Genomic DNA, 17,844 nt, shown 5'->3' on the forward strand with positions numbered 1-17,844 from the left:
ATGGGCGGCACCGGATCGGGTTCGGGAATGGGCGGCACCGGGTCCGGCTCGGGTGTGGGTGGAACCGGTTGCGTAGCGTCGACGCTGGACATGCGAACTCCTTCCGATCGTCGGGCGATCGCCGTGCGCTACGTCCGGAAACCAGCGCAGCAGCCGATCATCGGCCGGGTACCCATCGCCCACCGGGCGAACCGGGACCGGCTCGCCCGGCCCACGGTTCGGCCGACCAGTTTGCGGATTATGTCCGCCGGGTAGTCAGACAGGAGCCGGACAACAGATGCCGATGGCTCGAGGAGCTCGTCATGACCGACCAGCGCCGACCACGCACCCGGAATCCGCGGTTCGGGCCGGGTGGTGCAGCGTCGCCGACCCAGGCCGAGGGGATTTCCGTCACCAGGAATCACGACGTCATCCGTCGCTGGGCCGAACAGCGCGGCGCCCGGCCCGCCACCGTGCCGGGCAGCGAGTACAACGGACGGCTCGGGGTGCTGCGGTTCGACTTCCCCGGCTACGGTGGCGCCGTGCTGCGCCGGGTGGGATGGGACGAGTGGTTCGCCACCTTCGACGACCGGAAGTTGCGTTTCTGGTATCAGGAGCAGAGCTCCGACCGTCCGCCGAGCAACTTCAACCGCTTGGAGCCGCCGCGATAGCCGGGCGACCGCTGGAAAGGCCGTGAGACCGGTCACCGTCGCCCGTCGACAACCGGAAGCCGGTGAGATATGTGACGCAGGGCACGGATTCGTGGTGAGCTTCGTTATCGGCCCTGTGGTGGGCGTGGGTTCGGGGAAGTTCGACTACGTTCTCCAAAAACCTTGTTGCCCAGCAATTTTCGTGCCGATGCCAACTTATGGCAGGCATGTGCTGTGCCGGAATCGCGAGGGGGGACAAAGCCCCCGGCGCCCCGTCGAATCGGCCGGGCGTATAGCGTCGAGGGACGACCCAAGGGGCCCGAATCGGTCTGCCGGACGTTTACCGGCTGCGACTCCGGGTACTCCAAGCCGAGCAAGGGTTGCTCGAAAGCGGAAGGTCGCGTCGGTATGGGGATGCGGTTGTCCGCATCGTGACGCGCTTCCGCATGTCTGCAAGGGATAAGGTCTTGAGCGCAAACCTGATGATCGTGGAAGACGACGACCGGGTGCGTGGCGCGTTACGACTCGCCATGGAAGACGAGGGTTACGACGTCGACGAGGCAGAGGAAGCCGAAGACGCGCTCACACATCTGCGCAGCAATGGTGTCCCCGACGTCATGATCGTGGATCTGATGCTCGGTGGCATGGACGGATTCGAGTGTATTCGCGAGATCCGCCGCGACCACGACGTTCCCATCATCGTGGTCAGCGCTCGCGACGACACTCACGACGTGGTGGCCGCGCTGGAGGCAGGCGCCGACGATTTCGTCACCAAGCCGTTCGAGATCAAGGAGATCACCGCCCGGATGCGCGCGGTGCGCAGGCGTTCCCGCCCTGCCGCCGAACGGGAGTCGCCGCAGGAGATGGTGCTCGAGGCCGACGAAACGGCGCCGCTGGTGCTCGCCCCGGACAGCGGTGTCGTCCGCCGCGGGGACGAGGAGATCCGGCTCACGCTCACCGAGTTCCGCTTGCTGTGTGAACTGGCCGAATCGCCGGGCCGGGTGCTCAGTCGCACCGTGCTGCTCGAAAGGGTATGGGACCGTGGGTTCTTCGGCGACGAGCGCATCGTGGACGTGCACATGCGCCGGTTGCGCACGAAGATCGAACGGGATCCGTCCGATCCGCGCATCGTGGTGACGGTGCGTGGGCTCGGCTACCGCCTCGATGTCCGCCGCTGAGCGCTGCCTCGACGCCCCCCGCTGGAGTCCCACCGTCTGGAGCCTGCGCGCCCGCGTGACGGCCGTCTTCGCGACGATCGCCGCGCTGATGTCGCTGGTCCTGGTCGCCTCGGTGTTCGTGATCAGCCGCAGCTACCTGGAGGCGCAACGAGCGCACGCGGGCAGTGAATCGCCCGCTGATCTCAACGCCGATCTCGATCTGCTGCGCAACGTGCTGATCGGCTGCGCGGTGGTGGTGACCCTGATCGGCGCCGCGGTCGGCTGGTGGGCGAGCAGGCGGGTGCTGACCCCGCTGCACCAGCTCGCCGGCGCCGCCGCGCGGATCGCCTCCGGCGACCTCGGCCTGCGGCTGCCCGCGACCGGCGACCAGGACCTCGCCATCACCGTCGAGTCGTTCAACACCATGGTGGACTCGCTGCAACGGCGCATCGAACGCGAACACCGCCTCTTCGGTGACGTCAGCCACGAGCTGCGCACCCCGCTGACCACCCTGATGGCCGGCGTGGGCGTGCTCAACCGGCATCGCGACGATCTGCCGGAACGTTCGCAGCGGGCGCTGGGCCTGGTCACCGCCGAAGTGGAGCATCTGCGCAAGCTGCTGGACGATCTCCTCGCGCTGGCGCGGGTGGAGGCGGGCATGCACCACGGCGACGCCGAGCCGCTGTCGGTGCGCGACCTGCTGGTCCACACCCTGGCCGACCGCCGCTATCCGGGCGAGCTGCTCACGGTGCGGCAGGACGTCACCGTGCGCGGGCGCAAGGTGGAGCTGGAACGCGCGGTGGCAAATCTGCTGCACAACGCCGACCGGCACGGCGGCGGTGTGGTCGCGGTCACCGTCGACCGCGACGGCACCGACGCGGTGCTCACCGTCGACGACGCGGGTCCCGGCGTGGCGCCCGCGGACCGGAGCCGGATCTTCGAACGATTCGCGACCGCCCGCAGCGGCCGCCGCTCGCCCGACGGGACGGGCATCGGCCTGGCGTTGGTCGCCGAGACGGTCGCCACGCACGGCGGCCGCGTGGACTGCACCGACCGGCCCGGCGGGGGCGCGCGATTCGTCGTGCGGCTGCCCCGCCTCGGCGACATCCATCCGTAATACGACCGTAAAGAAGTCGACCGGTCGACCTCAAAGTCGCTTCGCAAGCCTGGATAAGTACTGCTGACCGACGAGGAGTTGTATGTCTCTGCCAACCCTGTCCCCAGCGGAGATCGAGCGATCGCGCGTCGACAACGCCGCGGCCGCCCTGGGAGCCACCCCGAGCCGGAAAGACACCGGACCGGCCGTGGTCCTGCGCACGCCCCGGTTGGGCGACGGCGCCGCGATGTGGCGAATCGCCAAGGAATCCGCGGTGCTCGACGTCAATTCGAGCTACGCCTACCTGATGTGGTGCCGGGACTTCGCCGGGACCTCGGTGGTCGCCGAAGCGGACGGCCGCGTCGTGGGATACGTGATCGGATTCGTCCGCCCGCAGGCCCCCGACACCGTCTTCGTCTGGCAGATCGCGGTGGACCGTGCGCAGCGCGGCCGTGGCATCGGCGCCGAGCTGCTGCACACGTTGCTCAACAGCGTCGCGGCGCAAGGTGTCTCGGTACTCGAGACGACCATCTCACCGGACAACGCCGGTTCCATCGCGCTGTTCACGTCGGTGGCGCGGGAAAGAGACGCGGATCTGACCAAGCGCCCCCTGTTCGACGCCGGAGTCTTCCCCGACAGCCACGCACCCGAAGACCTGTATCGCATCGCCCCGACCGCCCGCCCCACCGAGGAGGATCACCGATGATCAACGCCGACACCACCGTGTTCGAGAGCCTGGAGTCCAACGTGCGCGGCTATTGCCGCGCCTGGCCCACCGTGTTCACCACCGCGAAGGGCAGCTGGCTGCGCGACGAGGAAGGCAAGGACTACCTGGACTTCTTCGCGGGCGCGGGCGCGCTGAACTACGGGCACAACAACGATGTGCTCAAGCGCTCGCTGCTGGACTACATCGCGAGCGACGGCATCACCCACGGCCTGGACATGTCCACCGCGGCCAAGCGGGAACTGCTGGAGACGTTGCGCGACACCGTCTTCACCCCGCGCGGCCTGGACTACAAGGTCCAGTTCCCCGGACCCACCGGCGCCAACGCGGTCGAGGCCGCGCTCAAGCTGGCCCGCAAGATCACCGGCCGGGAGACGATCGTCAGCTTCACCAACGCCTTCCACGGCATGACCCTGGGCGCGCTGTCGGTCACCGGTAACGCGGCCAAGCGCGCGGGCGCCGGTGTGCCGCTGGTGCACGCCGCGCACATGCCCTACGACGGCTACTTCGACGGCACCACCGCGGACTTCCAGTGGATGGAGAAGGTGCTCGACGACACGTCCTCCGGCTTCGACCGTCCCGCCGCCGTGATCGTGGAGACCGTGCAGGGCGAAGGCGGCGTCAACGTCGCCCGCGCCGAGTGGCTGCGCCACCTCGCGGGGCTGTGCGCGGACCGGGAGATCCTGCTGATCGTGGACGACGTCCAGATGGGCTGCGGCCGTACCGGACCGTTCTTCTCCTTCGAGGTCGCCGGCATCACGCCCGACATCGTGACGCTGTCGAAGTCGATCGGCGGCTACGGCCTGCCGATGGCGTTGGTGCTGTTCAAGCCCGAGCTGGACGAATGGTCGCCGGGTGAGCACAACGGCACCTTCCGCGGCAACAACCCGGCGTTCGTCACCGCGACGACCGCGCTGCGCCACTACTGGTCCGACGACGCCCTGCAGACCGCGACTCGGGCCAAGGGCGAGAAGATCGCGCGCACCCTGGGTGAGCTGGCCGGGTACTTCCCCGGTATCTCCACCCGTGGACGCGGCCTGGTGCACGGCGTCGTGTTCGACGACCCCTCGCAGGCGGGCAAGGTCTGCCAGATCGCCTTCGAGCGCGGCCTGCTGGTGGAGACCTCCGGATCCACCGACGAGGTCGTGAAGCTGCTGCCGCCGCTGACGGTCACCGAGCAGGAACTCGACCAGGGCCTGCACATTCTCTCCGGCGCCGTCGAGTCCGTGTGCGGCGGAATGGGGGCGGTCGCATGATCGTGCGCACAACCGAGGAGATCACCGGCACCGAGCGTGACGTGGCGGGCGAGGGCTGGCGCAGCAAGCGCATCGTCCTCGGTGGCGACGGCGTCGGCTTCTCCTTCCACGAGACCACCATTGACGCGGGAACGGTGCACGAGTTCCACTATGTGCACCACGTGGAAGCCGTGTGGCTCATCGAAGGTTCGGGCACTCTCACCGATCTGGACAACGGCGTCACCTACGAGCTCGGGCCCGGCTCGATGTACCTGCTCGACGGACATGAACGTCACCGCTTGGAGGTGCGCACCACGATGCGGATGATGTGCGTGTTCAATCCGCCGGTGACCGGGCAGGAGGTTCACGACAGCAACGGCGTCTACCCGCTGGTCGCCGCGACGATCGGAGGTTGAGCACACCAATGGTTCTGCAGCACACCGAAACCCGGCCCGAGACGGCTCGCTACGATCGCTACCCGACCCGTCTCGGCGCGGCCGCTCCGCACTTGGAGCGCGCCGACCCCGCGGTGTGGGGAGAGGTCGAGAGCCCGGAACTCGCCTCGTTCGACGCCGACGGGTTCGCCATCCTCGACCAGTTGCTCACGCCGGACGAAGTGGCCGAGTTCAGCGGCGAGATCAGCAGGCTCGCCAACGACCCGGCCCTGCGCGACGACGACCGGGTCATCGTGGAGAAGTCGTCGAACCGGGTGCGCTCGGTCTTCGAAGTGCACAAGCTGAGCGAGGCGATCGCCGAGCTGGTGCGTCAGCCGCGGGTGCTCCGGCTCGCCGAGCAGGTGCTGGGGTCGCCGGTGTACGTGCACCAGAGCCGGGTGAACTACATGCCCGGTTTCCGCGGCACCGGTTTCTACTGGCACTCCGATTTCGAGACCTGGCACGCCGAGGACGGCATGCCCGCGCCGCGTGCGGTGAGCCTGTCGATCGCGCTGACCGACAACTACCCGATCAACGGCAGCCTCATGGTGATGCCGGGCTCGCACCACACCTTCGTGCCGTGCCTGGGCAGCACCCCGGCCGAGCACTATCGGGAGTCGCTGCAGGAGCAGGAGATCGGCGTGCCGACGACCGACGACATCACCGCGCTGGCGAACCGCTACGGGATCAGTCAGTTCACCGGCCGGGCGGGCTCGGCGCTGCTGTTCGACTCCAATCTGATGCACGGGTCGTCGAACAACATCACGCCGTTCCCGCGGTCGAACATCTTCGTGGTGTTCAACAGCGTGCACAACACGCTCGTCGAGCCGTTCGCCGCGCCCGCGCCGCGACCGGGCTACATCGGCAGCCGCGACTTCACGCCGCTGTCGGCCTGATCGAGAGCCGCCCCGCGTGTGCGACTCGCCCCCCACCTGTCGGGCGAGCCGCGCGCGCGGGGCGTTTCGCTCGGCACGGGGCTCGGGTCAGACGCGCCGGATCGCCTCCGGAGTGAGGTCGCTGATCGCCGGATACCCGTTCACGGCCATGAGCAGGTCCGCCTCGGCCAGCAGTGAGCGCAGCACGTGCACGAGGCCGTCCACGCCGCCGAGGGCGAGCCCGTACGGGTAGGGGCGGCCGATGCCGACGGCCGTCGCGCCGAGCGCCAGCGCTTTGACGATGTCGGCGCCGGTGCGGATGCCGGAGTCGAACAGCACGGGCAGACTGTCGGCCGCCGCCACCACCTCCGGCAGATGCTCGATCGCCGGGATGCCGCCGTTGGCCTGCCTGCCGCCGTGATTCGAGCAGTAGATGCCGTCCACGCCCGCGTCCGCGGCCCGCCGGGCGTCGTCGGGATGGCAGATGCCCTTGAGCACGAGCGGCAGGTCGGTCAGCGACCGCAGCCAGGCCAGGTCGTCCCAGGTCAACGCGTTGCCGAACAGCGAGATCCAGGTCAGGATGGCGGTTTTCGGGTCTTGTTCGGGCGGGCTGGGCAGCAGGGCGCGGAACACCGGATCGCTGAAGTAGTTGGCCAGACAGTGTCCGCGCAGCTGCGGGAAGTTGGACACCGCCAGATCACGCGGACGCCAGCCGGGCACCCAGGTGTCCAGGGTGACCACGATGGCCTTGAATCCCGCGGCCTCCGCCCGGTGTACCAGGCTCTGTGCCAGCTCCCGGTTGGTCGGGGTGTAGAGCTGGAACATGCCCGGGGTGTCGCCGAACGCCGCGGCCACCACCTCCAGCGGATCGACGGTGAGGGTGGAGGCGACCATCGGGACGCCGGTGCGCGCCGCGGCCCGCGCGGTGGCGATGTCACCGTGCCCGTCCTGTGCGCACAACCCGATCACTCCGACCGGAGCCAGGAAGATCGGTGTCGGCAGCTTCATCCCGAACAGCTCGATCGAGAGGTCGCGCGTCTTGCTCGCCCGCAGCATGCGGGGGACCAAGCCCAGTTTCTCGAAAGCCGCCACATTGGCCCGCTGGGTGAGTTCGTCGCCCGCGCCACCCGCTACGTACGACCAGATGCTCGGCGGCAGCGCGGCCCGCGCCTTGGCCTCCAACTCGGCGTAGGTCATCGGGAGATCGGGCAGCACACCCCCGAGCCCCTGGAAGTAGATCTCGTTCTGGTAGTCGCCGAAGTTGGTCACGCTGCTCCTGTCCTCGTCTCGATGCATGAATGTATCCGATACGTTCTTGTAGCGATCTCGATTCCGGTCAGGCGCGCAGCGCGCGATAGAGGGTCAGCCAGCGATCCGGTGAGACCAGCCCCACCGGCTGGCCGAGCGGTATCCCGGCGGCTGCGCAGGCGCTGCGCACGGCGTGGGCCGGGAACTCCCGACGCAACGACGCCGCGACACTGCCCCCGACGCCGGAGAAACCCAGTTCCACCACTCGGCGGTAGTCACCGAACCGCTCGCGCGGCAGCAGCGGAACGGGCCGGTTGCGCAATCGCAGCACGGCGGCGTCGACCTGGGGCACCGGATGGAAGCTGTGCCTGCCGACGCGCGCGCCCAGTTCCACCACCGTCGTGGGCCAGTGGCCGACGGTGAGCTTGGTCCACCGGCCGTAGGCGCCGGAGTGCTTGCGGGCGAACTCCAGTTGGGTGAGCAGGGTCGCCGAGGTGAGCTGTCGCGCGGCCAGGCACCAGCGCACGATGTCGGTGGTGATGGCGAACGGCACGTTGGCCACGACCGCGAACGGCTCGTTCGGCGGTCGCACGGTGCGGAAGTCCTGATGGTACAAGCGGATTCGCGGATCGTCGGCGTATCGCCTGCGCAGCAGGGCCGCGTAGTGCGGGTCCTTCTCAAAGGCGCGCACCCGGCCGGCCGCGCCGAGCAGTTGCCTGGTCAGCATGCCGTCACCGGGGCCGATCTCGAGGACGAGGTCGTCGCCGGTGACGCCGGAAGCGCGCACGATCGACCGGGCGGCACGGGCATCGGTGAGGAAGTTCTGCGACAGCCGCTTACGCGTGGGCGCGGCGCGGCTGCCGTTGCCGCGGGCATGCGAAAGAGAACGGTGACGGGACATGGGTGTCCTCCGAACGGAGTGGTCGAATCAGGAAAATTGATTCGCCCGGACCCATGCCAGGGCACGACGAGCCCAGCGGCCGCTACCGGCCGCCGGCGGGGACTCCGATCGAACGGATCAGCAGATCATCGAACGGATCAGCGGATCGGAGCGTTACGGTGCGCCGGCAGAGCCCGAGCCTCCGTACGCAGCCGGATGTAGTACGCGCCGACCGCGCACCCTCCGTTCACACCAGGACTGCCACACATGCCACGCAACCTACGACATCCGCGCATTCGGATGCCAGTTCTTTTCCGGGACAGGTGCGGTGGACCCCACCGCCCGGCTCAGCGCGACGTCGACTGACCGACCACGTCCGAGTCCTGCTGCTCCGCAGCGTAGGTCCGCCAGGATTTGGCCTCCGCGTGCTTGCCCAGCTGATCGAGCAGATCGGCGAGCTCGGCGATGGCGCGAGGTTCGCGGCGGTCGGCGGCGGTGCGCCACCAGGATTCGGCTCCCAGGGGATCGCCGCGCCGCAGTCGCACCATGCCGAGTTCGTACGCGGCACCCGCGTGCCCCGCCTCGGAGGCCTGGGCCCAGAGGCCGCACGCCTGTTCTTCCTCGCCGCGGCGGTACATCGCGACGCCGAGGTCGTAGAGCGCGCCGCGATAGCCGGGGTCGCCCGACTGCCCCGGCGTGCTCGCCCGCGGCGAGACATCGGCCGCCACGGGTCGTGCGCCGGGCTGGCCGAGCCCGCCCGGCGCCGGAGCGGTGTCGGGAACCCGAGGGCTCGATGCGGGGTGGGTGTTCGCTCTCAGCGAGGCGGGCGCGTCAGTGGAGACGTGCGCCGCGGGCGCATGCGGGCCACCGGATGATGTCGTGCCCCCCTGCGTTCGATGCGGCTCCCGCGGCGAGCCGGAAGCGGCCTCTGTTGTGTCCGGGGGGTGCGTGTCCGCCGGGTCGAAAGGGCGGAAGGAGTCGGCGGGCAGGGCAGGGCTCGTGGCCTGCGGGTTGGCGCCGGTATGCGGACCGCCGGGGGCAGGGGCTGGTGCGCCAGGGATGATCAGGGCGGGATGTGCTTGTGCTGGGCCTGGATCGAGCGGCGCTGTTCGCGTGGGACCCGGAGGGTGCGAGCCCGTGGGATCGGAAGCGCGGTAGGAGTCCACAGGGGGAGCCGGGTTCGCGGCGGGCGAATTCGACCCGGTGTGCGGGCCGTCTGTGGTCGGACGTGCTGCCTCGGAAGAATGTGGAGTCGAAGGGGATTCCACGGGGAGAGCGGAGGCGGGCGGCGCGACCTGCGCCGTGCCGTCGAAAGCGCGATACCAGGCCGCTGTGGGCCGGGCGGGTGCGGAGTCCGCGACGGCCGCAGGGGGAGTGGCTTCCGCTGGGCCCGGGTTGGTCGGCAACGTCGGTGCCGGGACCGGTGTGTGCGGTTCTGCGTGGTCGAAGGCGCGGAAGGAGTCGTCGGTGGTCCAGGAGTTCGTGGCTACTGGGCCGGAACCGTTGTGCGGACCGTCCGGTGCGGGTCGGGTGGTAGGGGAGGACGGACCTCCCGGTCCAGATCGCGGGTTGCCGATCGGCAGGCCGGCGGTGTGCCGTGCTGGGTCTTCTGGAGGGTGGGTATGCGCGACGGGAGGGCCGAAGGCGCCGTAGGGATCCGCTGTGGGTCTCCCGCTTCCGCCCGAGGAGTCGTGAACAGTGCGTGCGGGTGGTTCGGTGCGCGCGTGCGGAACCAGCGCGCCGAAGGCCGAGTTCACACCCTCTGGCTCGGGCGGTGCGGCGTGTGAGGCGCTGTCCATGACGTCCGCGACCGGCGATCCACTCGACGGGCTTGCCGTGAGGCGCCCGGTGTCCGGCGGCGCGTCCGGAGCTACCGCCGGTGCGGAATCGTGAGTTCGCGGAGTGGATCGTCCAGGGCGCGACGACTGCATGTTCACGAAGAGACTGCCCGCGCGCCGGACCTCGCTGCCCTCCGGCGCCGGCCCGTTCGTGGACCGATGCCCGTTCCCCGCCACCGGGGGCTCCGGCGCGAGCGGCTCGACCCGGGCCGCCGGACCGGTCGGGACGGGCACGGCGTCGATACGGGGAACCGGCATGGTGGGCGCGGTGGGCGGGCCCGACGAGAGCGTGGGCGAGGCCATCCCGAGCGGGGGAGCGAGCGCGGCGGGCGCCGCCGTGACCGGCGAGGCCGCGGTCGAGACCTCCACGACCAGGTTCGCGAAGTTCGGCGGCCCTTCGCCGATGCTGCACCACAGGACGACGCGACCGTTGGGCCGGTGCTCCACCACGATGCCGTAATTGCCCGACCAGGACTTCTGCGTGCCGAATTCGTCGACCCAGACCGGGGTCAGGGTCACCAGGGTCACCGGCGCGGTCGGCGTGACGTCGAAGCTGACGCCCGCGGCCAGCGCGTCGCTCCATGCGTCGACCCCGGCGAGTGAACGTCCGTGCAGGTCGAGATAGCCGTCGACGACGGAGAGTCCCATACCGAGCCCCCGCAGTCCGGCCGGCGGCGCGGCGGAGATCATCGTCAAGGTGACAGTGGTGGGCGCCGGGCCGACCTGCTCGGTGTACATCGGGTAGACCATGCTGCCGTGCCACACGATCGGGTCCGCGCTCTGGTAGCGCGCGGCCAGCGGCAGTTCTTCGGGCGAATTGCGGGCAGCCCACGACGAATATCGCTCGTTCACTGTCGCGCGCCTGCCTTTCCACCCGATCCCGACCGCCGCCCCCGCGCCGGGCGGCGGGGTATACCGTACTCGCCGCGAACTGGAACTGCGCCGCAATGCCCTGGCGGTCGGTAATGCCCCTGACGCCAACGCTACCGGGGAGTTCACGTCATTTCCCAACGGTGCACAGGGGCGTGTCCGGACCCTGCCGGCTACCGCGCTACCGGCACAGAGCACGATCAGCGGCACGATGACGGCTGGAATGTCCTCCGGTGGGATGAACGTCACATCGGCGACACCGAGCAGCGGGACGGCGGCGGCCACGGGACGACCTGCCCCGCCCCCGAACCGGCGGGGCGGGGTACATCGAATCGGAAGTGCGAGGGCTTTCTCGGAACGCCGAACAGCCGACCAAGCGCTTGCTACGCTCGATCGATGATCTCCACGGTGGTCTGGGGCACCGGCAATGTCGGCCGGGCGGCCATCCGGGCCGTCGACGCCCACCCGGCGCTGCGCCTGACCGGCGTGCTCGTGCACGATCCGGCGAAGATCGGCCGCGACGCGGGCCGACTCGCCGGACTCGGTCGCGACCTCGGCGTCGGCGCCACCGACGACATCGGCGATGTGCTGGACGCGCGCCCGGCCGCGGTGGTCTACGCGGCCTCCGGCGACATCCGCCCCGACGACGCGCTCGCCGATATCGTGCGCGCACTACGCGCGGGCGCGGTGGTCGTCACCCCGGCCCTGTACACGCTCTACGATCCGCGCAACGCACCGCCGCAGATACGGGAACCGGTGCTGGCCGCGATCGCCGAAGGCGGCGGATCGCTGTTCGTCTCCGGCATCGACCCCGGTTGGGGCAACGACGTGCTGCCCCTGCTGATCAGCGGGCTCGGCAGCACGGTGGACATGATCCGCTGCCAGGAGATCTTCGACTACTCCACCTACGACCAGCCCGACTCGGTGCGCTATCTGGTCGGCATGGGCCAGCCGATGGACTACCAGCCGCCGATGCTCGCGCCGTCGGTGCCGACCATGGTCTGGGGCGGGCAGATTCGGCTCATGGCGCGGGCGCTCGGCGTCGAACTCGACGAGATCCGGGAGACGCTGGACCGGCGCGCCCTGGACGTCACCGTCGCCACGACGTCCATGGGCGAGTTCGCGGCCGGCACCCAGGGCGCGGTGCGATTCGAGGTCCAGGGCATCGTCGAGGGACAGCCGCGTCTGGTGGTCGAGCACGTCACCCGCATCCATCCGTCCTGCGCGCCCGACTGGCCCACGCCGGCCGACGGCGGCGCCGGTGCGCACCGGGTGATCATCGAAGGACACCCGCGGATCGAAGTGACCGTCGAGGCGACCGACGAAGACGGCAACCGGTCCGCGGGCGGGAACGCCACGGCGGTCGGCCGCCTTGTCGGCGCCATCGACTGGCTGGTGGCCGCGAAGCCGGGACTCTACGACGCATTGGACATTCCTTTGCGCCCCGCGGTCGGCAAACTCGGAAGGAAACACTCATGATCATCGACATTCCCGAGGGGAAGGATCCGATCGCTTACGTCTGGGGCGAAATGGTTCCCGGCATCGGCGTGGCCGCCTCGAACTTCTCGCTGTCGGTGTACTCGCACAGCACGCTCGGACTGCGCGAGTTCGAGGCCGCCAGGCTGCGCATCGCCCAGCTCAACGGCTGCCTGTTCTGCATGGACTGGCGCACCGAGCGCGACGGAGCGAAGGTGGAACCCGAATTCGCCGACGCCGTCACCAATTGGCGCACCACCGACGCCTTCGACGAACGCACCCGGCTCGCCGCCGAATACGCCGAACGCTACGCCACCGATCACCACAATCTGGATCAGGAATTCTGGAGCCGGATGTTCGCCCGGTACAGCCAAGCGGAAGTGGTCGAGTTGAGCATGAGCATCGGCTCATGGCTCGCGTTCGGGCGGCTCAACCACGTCCTCGGCCTGGACGCGGTCTGCGTGCTGCCGAGTCACGCCACCGGTCGCTAGCGCGCTGCGCCGGCCGTTCACGCCGGAATTCGCGATACCCACGCGGGCTGCCCATCGACCAGCCCCAGTTCGAACTCCTCGGGGGCGTCGAGCACGGCGCCGAGTCGACGCAGCGCCTGATCGGCCGAGATCTCCGCGGGAAAGCGGATGTATTCGAGAGTGACGCCGGATATCCGGGCCCGGAATCGGTACCGGAATTCGACCTGGCCCGCGTAGGTCAGCGCGATGCGTCCCTGCCAATCGATGTCGTGCCTGCCGTCGGCGCGCCGGGTGAAGAACACTTCCTGGTCGGCGACCGAATCGTGCCCGAGCAGATAGATGTTGAACGCCAGGCATTCGACGTCGTCGGCGTGGGCCAAGGGCAGCGGATCGACCGTGAGGCGTTGCGGCTGCTCGGATTTGAGCAGGAAGGGACGGCCCGGCGCGGCGGCGCGCAGCCCGGTGGCATCGTCCTCGCCCCAATACGTGGACGACAGCGTGCAGCTGTGATAGTTCTGCCAGACGATGGGCGACAGCCAGCTTTCGCCGTCCTCCTCGTCGTCACCGGGATCGCGTTCGGCGTTGTATGCCGCGGACCGCAGATGCAGATCGAACCACAGGCCGCCGGCCTGGTCCATGCGGCCGGTCCACGCGAATTCTTCGATCGCGTGCCCCTCCGGCCACGGATTTCCCGGGAAAACGATTCTCCCAGCCGGCGAAAAACACACCAGGTCGGTCCTTTCCATGCCGACACACCCTAGCGACCGAGGCCGACAAACTCGACATGCCAGATCCGGGAAGCCGCGTCCGGCCCGCTGCCGCCTCAGGCGTTGGCCGGCGCTTCCTCTTCCGGCCGGTCGGCGGGCGGCTCGTCCACCGTTCGTTTGGGCCCGGTGAACCACACGCGTGCCGATACGAGCCACCAGATGCCGATCGCGCCCACCACGCCGACCAAGGTGATCGGCGCGTAATTCACCGTGGTCCAGGTGAACTCGCGGTGCCATGGGTATCCGCGGGCGTCGGTGGGCAGGATGAACAGGAAACCGATCAGGGCGATCCAGATCAGCGCGACCACGCCGATCGGGCGGTACCACGACCCCAGCTGCCAGGGGCCGGTGCGGAATCGGGCCCCGTGACGCTGGCGCAGCAGGATCGGAATGCCATAGGCGATGTAGAGCCCGATCGTCGCGATCGAAGTGGCCGCGGCGTAGGCGGTCGGCGCGTTCGCCGCGGGCACCAGCATCGAGGGAATCAGCAGCACGAAGGCGAAGAACGAGATGAACAGCACCGCGTTCACCGGCACCTTCCGCGCGGACAGTCGCGCCCAGAGCCTCGAACCGGGCACCGCGCCGTCGCGGGCGAACGCGAACAGCATTCGGGAAGCCGAGGTCACCGAGGCGTAGCCGCAGAACAGTTGCGCTACCGCCGCGATGATCAGCAGCAGGCCCGACCAGAACCCGCTCAGCGAGTTCTCCAGGATATAGATCACGGGGTATCCGCTGTTCTTCTCCGGATCGAGCGCGTCGTCCAGATCAGGAATGGCGAAGGTCACCGCCATGATGAGCAGGTATCCGGCGATCGCCGAGACGATGATCGTGTTGATGATGCCTTTGGCCGCCATCCGGGACGCGTCGTGCGTTTCCTCCGACATGTGGGCGGACGCGTCGTAGCCGGTGAACGTGTACTGCGCGTGCAGCAGGCCGAGCAGGAAACTGAACGCGACCCCGCCGAATCCGATCGCGCTGTTGTCGACCGTCTCGGTGAAGACGAATTCGGCGCTCTGATGATGTCGCGCGCCGAATCCGAGCACGACCACGAAGATCGCCACGCCGCCGACGTGCCACCACGCGGACACGTTGTTGATCACCGCCGACAGGTGCGGCCCGATCGCGTTCAATACGGCGTGCAGCACCAGGATCGCGGCGAACACCAGGAAGATCGCGGTGCGGTCGGTGCCGATCTCGATTCCGACGACGTTCAGCACGACCGTGGTGAAGATCGCCGCGCCGTAATCGATCGCCGCGGTGACGGCGATCTGCCCGATCAGGTTGAACCATCCGGTGAACCAGCCCCACACCGGTCCGCCCAGTTCGGCGGCCCACCAGTACAGCCCGCCCGAGGTCGGGTAGGCGGAGGCCAATTCCGCCATGGCCAGGCCGACCAGCAGCACCATGACCGAGACCAGGGGCCATCCCCAAGCCATCGTGATCGGCCCTCCGTTGGCCAGGCCGATGCCGTAACTGGCCAGTCCACCGGTGAGGATGGACACGATGGTGAAGCTGATGGCGAAATTCGAGAATCCGGACCAGGATCTGGCGAGTTCCTGTTTGTAGCCCAGTTCGGCGAGCCGACGTTCGTCGTCGGAAGGGGGTCGAGTCTCGGTCATATCGTGCTCCCGGGTGAAAACGCTGCCCTCATACCGCGTTTGCCAGACGTTCAGTGTGAAGTACCGATCGGTCAACCGCACGGCAACCAGCGAATCCGTGGAACGACCGCCCCGGCGCCCGTGCGGCGGGCGCCGAACGTAGCGTAGGGCCATGAGCGAGCGACTGGTGGTCATCGGCGGTGACGCGACGGGGATGTCGGCAGCCTCGCAGGCGCGCCGGATGAAAGACGCGAGCGCGCTGGAGATCGTCGTGTTCGAACGCGGCCGGTTCGCCTCGTACTCGGCCTGCGGGATTCCCTACTGGGTCGGCGGGCATGTCGCCGAGCGGGACTCGCTCATCGCGCGCACACCGCAGGAGCACCGCTCCCGCGCCATCGATCTGCGCCTGCACACCGAGGTGACCGAGATCGACGTCGACGCGGCCCGGGTGCGCTACCACGACCGGGAATCCGGCGCACCGGCATGGCTGCCCTACGACCACCTGGTGATCGCCACCGGTGCCCGCCCGCTGCGCCCCTCCCTGCCCGGCATCGACGCCGACGGTGTGCACGGCGTGCAGACCCTCGACGACGGGCAGGCGTTGCTCGACACGCTGGAGCGGGCGGGCGGCCAGCGCGCCGTGGTCGTCGGCGCCGGTTACATCGGCGTGGAGATGGCCGAGGCCCTGATCCGGCGCGGCTACGACGTCACGATGGTCAACCGCAGCGCCGAACCGATGTCCACGCTCGATCCCGACATGGGCGCCTTGGTCCGCGACGCCATGTGCGGGATGGGCATCAAAGTGGTGGGCGACGCGGAGGTGTCCGAGATCCGGACCGGTGCCGACGGCCGAGTCGCCGCGGTGGTCACCGACACCGCAGAATACCCCGCGGACGTCGTGGTGCTCGGCATCGGCGTGCGCCCGGAGACCGACCTGGCACGCGCCGCCGGTCTGCCGCTCGGGCAGCACGGGGGGCTGCGGACCGATCCGGCCATGCGGGTGCGCGGGTACGAGAACGTTTGGGCTGGTGGCGATTGCGTGGAGGTGCTGGACCTGGTCTCCGGCCGCGAACGCCACATTCCGCTGGGCACGCACGCCAACAAGCACGGTCAGATCATCGGCGCGAACATCGGCGGCGGATACGCCGTCTTCCCCGGCGTGGTGGGCACCGCGGTCAGCAAGGTGTGCGAACTAGAGGTGGCCCGTACCGGTCTCCGCGAGAAGGACGCTCGGGCGGCGGGCCTGCAATACGTGACCGTCACCGTCGAATCCACCAACCGGGCGGGCTATTACCCGGACGCGGCGCCGATGACGGTGAAGATTCTCGCCGAGCGCTTCACCGGTCGCTTGCTCGGGACGCAGATCGTGGGACGCGAGGGCGCAGGCAAACGGGTGGACATCGCGGCGGTCGCGCTGACCGCCAGGATGACCGTCGAGCAGATGACGGTGCTCGATCTCGGCTACGCCCCGCCGTTCTCGCCGGTGTGGGACCCGGTTCTGGTGGCCGCGCGAAAGGCCGTCGGCGCGGTGCGCGGGCGCGGGTAGCCACGCTCAGGCGTCGAAGCGTTCGAGCAGGTCGGTCCTGCCGAACATGACGGCGGCGGCGCGGGCGGACGGGGTGCCCGCGTCAGGATCGGCGCCCGCAGCCAGGAGCTGACGCACGATCTCGGTCTCACCCTTGAACACCGCTCCCGCCAGCGGGGTCTGGCCCTTGTCGTTGGCGCGGTCCGGATCGGCCGACCGCTTCAGCAGTGCCGCCACCGCATCGGCGTGCCCGTGGTAGGCGGCGAGCATGAGTAGCGTGTCGCCCGCCTCGTTGGTGAGGTCGGCCGGCACGCCCGCGTCCACATAGGCGGCCAAGCTCGCGGTGTCGCCGCGTCGCGCGAAGTCGAACACCTTGGTGGCCAGCTCGAGCAGTTCCGGGTCGATCTCGTCAGCGCTCATCTGCTCACTCCTATCACGAGATGCGCGGGTCTCCCGAACTCAGCGCTTCGCGGCGGGCTTTACCAGCTGTTCCCGCACGATGCGCAGATCGGCGACGAACGCCTCGTAGGCCGCCGTCCGGTCGGGGGCGCGCAACACCGAGGAGGGGTGCACCGTGGCGATCACACGGAAGTCCGCTGTTTCGACGATCTCACCGCGGCGCTCGCTGACCTTGAACGACGGGCCGAGCACCGCCTGCGCGCCGATCGCGCCGAGACACACCACCAGACGCGGCCTGAGCAGGCCGAGTTCGGCGTCCAGCCACGCCGAGCAGGCGACCACCTCCGTGCGGCCCGGCTGCTTGTGAATGCGTCGCTTTCCGCGCTCCACGAACTTGAAGTGCTTCACCGCGTTGGTCACGTACACCGCGTCGCGGTCGATGCCGACCTCCGCGAGCGCTCGGTCCAGCAGCCGCCCCGCCGGACCGACGAAAGGCTCACCCACGACGTCCTCCTGATCGCCGGGCTGCTCGCCGATCAGCACCACGTCCGCGTCCGGGGGACCGGCGCCGAACACGGTCTGGGTGGCGTGGCGGTAGAGATCGCAGCCGTGGCAGTCACAGG

17 protein-coding genes are annotated in these 17,844 nt (G+C 69.2%); 10 read left to right on the forward strand and 7 right to left on the reverse strand.

The annotated features are described in order from the left end of the window. Positions 1 to 302 precede the first annotated feature (302 nt). From ON27_RS13875 to thpD, 7 genes are all read left to right on the forward strand, one after another. Entirely contained in the window at positions 303 to 650 is a 348-nt protein-coding gene (locus tag ON27_RS13875) for a hypothetical protein (RefSeq protein ID WP_051046536.1), read from the forward strand. Between the two features lie 446 nt (positions 651 to 1,096). Next, positions 1,097 to 1,807 (forward strand): response regulator transcription factor, encoded by a 711-nt coding sequence (locus ON27_RS13880; RefSeq protein ID WP_043725799.1) that lies wholly within the window; start codon positions 1,097 to 1,099, stop codon positions 1,805 to 1,807. Then, complete coding sequence (locus ON27_RS13885; protein WP_083887563.1) at positions 1,794 to 2,903, forward strand: sensor histidine kinase; 1,110 nt, start codon at positions 1,794 to 1,796, stop codon at positions 2,901 to 2,903. The genes ON27_RS13880 and ON27_RS13885 overlap by 14 nt, the downstream gene beginning before the upstream one ends. Before the next feature lie 82 nt (positions 2,904 to 2,985). Then, positions 2,986 to 3,588: a diaminobutyrate acetyltransferase gene (gene ectA, locus ON27_RS13890; protein ID WP_083887560.1), complete on the forward strand. Its 603-nt coding sequence runs from the start codon at positions 2,986 to 2,988 to the stop codon at positions 3,586 to 3,588. Beyond that, positions 3,585 to 4,862, forward strand: a complete 1,278-nt coding sequence (gene ectB / locus ON27_RS13895) for a diaminobutyrate--2-oxoglutarate transaminase (RefSeq protein ID WP_043725802.1) — start codon at positions 3,585 to 3,587, stop codon at positions 4,860 to 4,862. Before ectA ends, ectB begins: the two co-directional genes overlap by 4 nt. After that, complete coding sequence (locus ON27_RS13900) at positions 4,859 to 5,257, forward strand: ectoine synthase (protein ID WP_043725804.1); 399 nt, start codon at positions 4,859 to 4,861, stop codon at positions 5,255 to 5,257. Before ectB ends, ON27_RS13900 begins: the two co-directional genes overlap by 4 nt. Positions 5,258 to 5,265: 8 nt before the next feature. Then, positions 5,266 to 6,171, forward strand: a complete 906-nt coding sequence (gene thpD, locus ON27_RS13905) for an ectoine hydroxylase (RefSeq protein WP_043725807.1) — start codon at positions 5,266 to 5,268, stop codon at positions 6,169 to 6,171. Positions 6,172 to 6,258: 87 nt separating this feature from the next. On the opposite strand, the gene ON27_RS13910 is transcribed toward thpD, so the two are convergent. From ON27_RS13910 to ON27_RS13920, 3 genes are all read right to left on the reverse strand, one after another. Continuing rightward, entirely contained in the window at positions 6,259 to 7,446 is a 1,188-nt protein-coding gene (locus ON27_RS13910; RefSeq protein ID WP_051046539.1) for an alpha-hydroxy-acid oxidizing protein, read from the reverse strand. 40 nt (positions 7,447 to 7,486) lie between these two features. Beyond that, complete coding sequence (gene erm / locus ON27_RS13915; protein ID WP_043725811.1) at positions 7,487 to 8,299, reverse strand: 23S ribosomal RNA methyltransferase Erm; 813 nt, start codon at positions 8,297 to 8,299, stop codon at positions 7,487 to 7,489. A 326-nt stretch (positions 8,300 to 8,625) separates the two neighbouring features. Beyond that, positions 8,626 to 10,968, reverse strand: coding sequence for a tetratricopeptide repeat protein (locus ON27_RS13920; RefSeq protein ID WP_043725812.1), 2,343 nt, complete (start codon positions 10,966 to 10,968; stop codon positions 8,626 to 8,628). Between the two features lie 414 nt (positions 10,969 to 11,382). On the opposite strand from ON27_RS13920, the gene ON27_RS13925 reads away from it, so the two are divergent. Next, positions 11,383 to 12,465 carry an NAD(P)H-dependent amine dehydrogenase family protein gene (locus ON27_RS13925; protein ID WP_043725815.1) on the forward strand — a complete coding sequence of 361 codons (1,083 nt, stop codon included), beginning with the start codon at positions 11,383 to 11,385 and terminating at the stop codon, positions 12,463 to 12,465. After that, positions 12,462 to 12,953 carry a carboxymuconolactone decarboxylase family protein gene (locus ON27_RS13930; RefSeq protein ID WP_043725818.1) on the forward strand — a complete coding sequence of 164 codons (492 nt, stop codon included), beginning with the start codon at positions 12,462 to 12,464 and terminating at the stop codon, positions 12,951 to 12,953. The genes ON27_RS13925 and ON27_RS13930 overlap by 4 nt, the downstream gene beginning before the upstream one ends. A gap of 17 nt (positions 12,954 to 12,970) precedes the next feature. Here the strand turns inward: ON27_RS13930 and ON27_RS13935 are convergent, their stop codons facing one another. Continuing rightward, on the reverse strand, positions 12,971 to 13,570 hold the full coding sequence (locus tag ON27_RS13935) for a hypothetical protein (RefSeq protein WP_051046541.1): 600 nt from the start codon (positions 13,568 to 13,570) through the stop codon (positions 12,971 to 12,973). 185 nt (positions 13,571 to 13,755) lie between these two features. After that, the gene (locus ON27_RS13940) at positions 13,756 to 15,318 is read right to left on the reverse strand and encodes an amino acid permease (protein ID WP_043725862.1); all 1,563 of its coding nucleotides are present in this window, start codon (positions 15,316 to 15,318) and stop codon (positions 13,756 to 13,758) included. A 151-nt stretch (positions 15,319 to 15,469) separates the two neighbouring features. Here ON27_RS13940 and ON27_RS13945 point away from each other — a divergent pair, with 151 nt between their 5' ends. Then, complete coding sequence (locus ON27_RS13945) at positions 15,470 to 16,843, forward strand: FAD-dependent oxidoreductase (RefSeq protein WP_043725822.1); 1,374 nt, start codon at positions 15,470 to 15,472, stop codon at positions 16,841 to 16,843. Positions 16,844 to 16,849: 6 nt separating this feature from the next. On the opposite strand, the gene ON27_RS13950 is transcribed toward ON27_RS13945, so the two are convergent. After that, on the reverse strand, positions 16,850 to 17,242 hold the full coding sequence (locus ON27_RS13950; RefSeq protein ID WP_043725825.1) for an ankyrin repeat domain-containing protein: 393 nt from the start codon (positions 17,240 to 17,242) through the stop codon (positions 16,850 to 16,852). A 39-nt stretch (positions 17,243 to 17,281) separates the two neighbouring features. After that, positions 17,282 to 17,844, reverse strand: a 563-nt coding sequence (locus ON27_RS13955) for a UdgX family uracil-DNA binding protein (protein ID WP_043725869.1), incomplete at its 5' end; no start/stop codon positions are given.

The sequence above is a fragment of the Nocardia asiatica NBRC 100129 genome (genome assembly GCF_000308415.1).
GTDB classification, from domain to species: domain Bacteria; phylum Actinomycetota; class Actinomycetes; order Mycobacteriales; family Mycobacteriaceae; genus Nocardia; species Nocardia asiatica.

Excerpts from the sequence above, each read along its gene's own strand:
- ON27_RS13875 (WP_051046536.1), top strand. The coding sequence starts at position 303 with ATGACCGACCAGCGCCGACCACGCACCCGGAATCCGCGGTTCGGGCCG.
- ON27_RS13885 (WP_083887563.1), top strand. The coding sequence starts at position 1,794 with ATGTCCGCCGCTGAGCGCTGCCTCGACGCCCCCCGCTGGAGTCCCACC.
- ectA (WP_083887560.1), top strand. The coding sequence starts at position 2,986 with ATGTCTCTGCCAACCCTGTCCCCAGCGGAGATCGAGCGATCGCGCGTC.
- ectB (WP_043725802.1), top strand. The coding sequence starts at position 3,585 with ATGATCAACGCCGACACCACCGTGTTCGAGAGCCTGGAGTCCAACGTG.
- ON27_RS13900 (WP_043725804.1), top strand. The coding sequence starts at position 4,859 with ATGATCGTGCGCACAACCGAGGAGATCACCGGCACCGAGCGTGACGTG.
- thpD (WP_043725807.1), top strand. The coding sequence starts at position 5,266 with ATGGTTCTGCAGCACACCGAAACCCGGCCCGAGACGGCTCGCTACGAT.
- ON27_RS13910 (WP_051046539.1), bottom strand. The coding sequence starts at position 7,446 with ATGCATCGAGACGAGGACAGGAGCAGCGTGACCAACTTCGGCGACTAC.
- erm (WP_043725811.1), bottom strand. The coding sequence starts at position 8,299 with ATGTCCCGTCACCGTTCTCTTTCGCATGCCCGCGGCAACGGCAGCCGC.
- ON27_RS13925 (WP_043725815.1), top strand. The coding sequence starts at position 11,383 with ATGATCTCCACGGTGGTCTGGGGCACCGGCAATGTCGGCCGGGCGGCC.
- ON27_RS13930 (WP_043725818.1), top strand. The coding sequence starts at position 12,462 with ATGATCATCGACATTCCCGAGGGGAAGGATCCGATCGCTTACGTCTGG.
- ON27_RS13935 (WP_051046541.1), bottom strand. The coding sequence starts at position 13,570 with ATGGACCAGGCCGGCGGCCTGTGGTTCGATCTGCATCTGCGGTCCGCG.
- ON27_RS13940 (WP_043725862.1), bottom strand. The coding sequence starts at position 15,318 with ATGACCGAGACTCGACCCCCTTCCGACGACGAACGTCGGCTCGCCGAA.
- ON27_RS13945 (WP_043725822.1), top strand. The coding sequence starts at position 15,470 with ATGAGCGAGCGACTGGTGGTCATCGGCGGTGACGCGACGGGGATGTCG.
- ON27_RS13950 (WP_043725825.1), bottom strand. The coding sequence starts at position 17,242 with ATGAGCGCTGACGAGATCGACCCGGAACTGCTCGAGCTGGCCACCAAG.